The organism is Bifidobacterium sp. LH_230, from assembly GCF_056357555.1.
Genome location: NZ_JBKEWJ010000042.1, coordinates 1 through 3174, shown reverse-complemented (window position 1 = coordinate 3174; position 3174 = coordinate 1). Strand labels below are relative to the sequence as shown.

General features: G+C 57.9%; 2 protein-coding genes. One reads left to right on the top strand and one right to left on the bottom strand.

Features of this window, described 5'->3' with window-relative positions:
• Positions 1 to 356: 356 nt before the first annotated feature.
• Positions 357 to 1601: a tyrosine-type recombinase/integrase gene (locus AC1A0G_RS12160; RefSeq protein ID WP_219070320.1), complete on the top strand. Its 1245-nt coding sequence runs from the start codon at positions 357 to 359 to the stop codon at positions 1599 to 1601.
• A gap of 238 nt (positions 1602 to 1839) precedes the next feature.
• On the opposite strand, the gene tet(40) is transcribed toward AC1A0G_RS12160, so the two are convergent.
• Positions 1840 to 3024: a tetracycline efflux MFS transporter Tet(40) gene (gene tet(40) / locus AC1A0G_RS12155; protein ID WP_033495414.1), complete on the bottom strand. Its 1185-nt coding sequence runs from the start codon at positions 3022 to 3024 to the stop codon at positions 1840 to 1842.
• Between the last annotated feature and the right edge of the window lie 150 nt (positions 3025 to 3174).

Genomic DNA, 3174 nt, shown 5'->3' with positions numbered 1-3174 from the left:
TCGAACCGGAAGACGACGAAACCCCACAAGCCGACGCGGACTAGGATTTCACGCTCACCACAGGTGAGGCACCACTCCGGATTACGCGCTCATTTTCAAATGAGGCACCTCGAGACACGCGAGCGGTGTTGCTCCTTAGCGTCATCTTCATGCGGCTGATGGTCGAAACGACCTGTGACGAGTGATCGAATCATCCTAAACCCCAATGATTGCAATGCCTAAGGTGCCGTAGGTGCATTTTTAGGTGCAATGGTTCGCCGAGAGCCCATTCGGCCACTTGGTGGCATTTTTGGTGGCATTTTTCCGAGGCCGTTATGCGTGCCATCGATCCTGGATTCAGCACAAGGAGCATCATCATGTCCGCAAGGACGAAGAAGGACAGTATGGGGCCGTCGCCGGAGCGGCGGAGCAGGTTCGGCACCGTGACGCCGCGCTACGACGCCGCGGGCAATCTCATCGCCTGGCAGGTGCGCTACCCGGACCCGAAGCGCCCGGGCAAGAAGGTCCAGCGTCAGTTCAAGCCGGACATGGAGCATGAGGCGCATCAGTGGCTCGAAAAGGAACGGCATCTGGTGGAACTGGACCGCAAGAACATCCAGGAATGGGTCCATCCGTCCGAACGCCGTCGCAGGAAGCGCGCGAGCCTTATCTCGTTCGAGGATTACGTGGCCCGGTGGGCGGAGGGATACCGGCTGCCGAACGGCGAGAGGATAGCCGGCGGCACGCGCCGGAACCTGTATCTCGACATCGCGCACTTCATGCCGGGCTTCAAGGGCAAGCTCCTGACCGAGATCACGCCGAAGGACATCAAACGCTGGTACGATGCGCCGCACCCCGAGGGGCAATGGGCGTTCCGTCGCTCATGCATGCGTCTGAAGGCGGCGTTCGCCAGCGCCACGAAGATGGGCATGGACGGCTCCCCGCCGCTGATCCGTGATAACCCGTTCATTCTGCCCATACCACCCGCACCGCGATCCGCCAGGGAGGACGTTCCGCCGGTCACGCCGCTGGAACTCAAACTGATCGCGGAGAACATGCCCGACTACACGAGACTGGCGGTGATACTCGCCACGCTCGTCGGAGGCCTCCGTTGCGGCGAGCTGTGCGGCCTGCAGGTCAAGGACATCGACCTGAAGGCCAAACGCCTGACCGTGCGCCATTCCGTCAACAGGGGCTATACGGATTGCGGTTCGACACGCATCGCCAGGACCAAGACCGACTCCAGCCGACGCACCGTACCCATCCCCGACGGGCTCGTTCCCCTGATTCACGACCATCTGCTCAGACACTGCGAATGGACGGACCAGGAAGCCATGGTCTTCCGCCCCAGACGAGCCTCGGTGATGAGCCAGACCACTTTGGAAGCCCAGTTCCGCAAAGCCAGGGAGAAAGCCGGCCGACCCGATCTGACCTTCCAATCCTTGAGAGCGAGCCATGCGACCCTGCTCATGCTCAAGGGCGGCACCCTGAGGGAGGTCATGGATGAACTCGGCCACGTCAGCGAGAAGGTCGCCATAAAGCACTACCAGCGCATCGTCGCCCAGCATCGCAACCAGATCGTCAACCAACTCGCCGAAGACTTCATCAAAACAGCACAATGAATAAGACATCGATATAGGTACAGTGTTTGCCAAACCCAACAAAACACAGTTGGAAGAGCACCCAATATGCCGTGAGTCAATGCTCATGTACGGTAAAGTATCACAAGAAAATTATGTCGAATTGACAGCCGCCTCCGCTATACCGAATAAGGAAATAAAGAGTCCTCAAATTTTGCGCTACTAAATGAAGACGAGCGGAAGTAATCTCCCGCTCGTCAGTAAACTTAACTATGCCATATCAATCCCGCTTCTTTCCCGCCACCGGCACTAAGAACAGCGCGGGCAACAGCAGGAAAGCGGTACAGACCAGCCCCCAGGGTATGGACACCTGCTGGGCTACCAGCCCCACAATAGGCCCGCCGATGATCTGCCCGAAAGAGTCCAGCTGTCCGCTGGTGGAAAAGACTGTGGCGCGCATTTTCTCATCCACTTGGTCGTTCATCCAGGCGGCCAGCACAGGCTCCTTGATGGTGCGCATAAGCCCCGCCAGCAGGAACACCAACAACATGAACCAAAAGCTCCGCCCCACCGCGAAGAGAACCAGGCACAGGATATACCCGGCGCTGGTGGACATGGCCACACTGGTTCGGCTGACAGTCCCTTTTTTCTCCATGCGGGCGATGAGCAACTGAGAAGCCAGAATACCTAAGCCGCTGCCGATAAGACTGATAACACCGAACCAAGTGACGCTGTTCAGCGGCCCGATAACGGGTATTACCGTGTCATCCAGAAAATGAGCGGTGGAGAGCCGGTCAAAGCCTTCACTGGCAAGTCCCCCGCATAGTGTGATTGCTAAGAGCGCCAGCAACACAGGTGCGCCTTTCACAAAGCCCAGGTTGAGCTTGAACAGGCAGACAAAGTCTTTAAGCAAGCCCTGCCGTTCCTCAATAGCAGGGGAGAAGTTGGTTTCTGGCATGATGCGAACCATCACCAGCCCCAACAACAAGCACAAACTGCCCCCCAAGATGATAGGCATTTGCAGGTTTATGTTTCCCAGCAGTGTGCCCAGCACCACGCCCAGAACGCCGCCGATTTGCCCCATTTGACTGCCCCGCAGGAACACCTTGTCTATGGGTTTGTCCTCTTCCTCCGAGGCAATCCACGCCTCCAGAGCGCCGGTGATGAAGGTATCACCGCAACCCCAGACAACCTGGGCCAGCAGAACCGGCGCGAACCACGGTAGCGCACCCTCCATCAGAAAGCCCAGGCCGTAGAGGAACATTCCAATCAGCACCGAGCGCCGACGGCTATACAAATCCGCCACCACACCGGTGGGCATCTCGAACAGAAAGCAGGAGGTCTCCAGAACCGTCCCTACCAGGACAAGCTGGAAAGCATCCAGCTGCACCACCTCCAGGTGGTACACGATGGAAAGCACTGTGGACATAGAAACCGCCAGGGAACAGACAAATCGGAACAGCAGGTAGACAGAATATGCCTTTGAATTTTTAGCCGAGGTGCCTCATTTGAAAATGAGCGCGTAATCCGGAGTGGTGCCTCACCTGTGGTGAGCGTGAAATCCTAGTCCGCGTCGGCTTGTGGGGTTTCGTCGTCTTCCGGTTCGACGCCCGCG

Bases quoted from the DNA above. Each gene is read 5' to 3' on its own strand.
- AC1A0G_RS12160 (WP_219070320.1), top strand. From the start codon at position 357: ATGTCCGCAAGGACGAAGAAGGACAGTATGGGGCCGTCGCCGGAGCGG.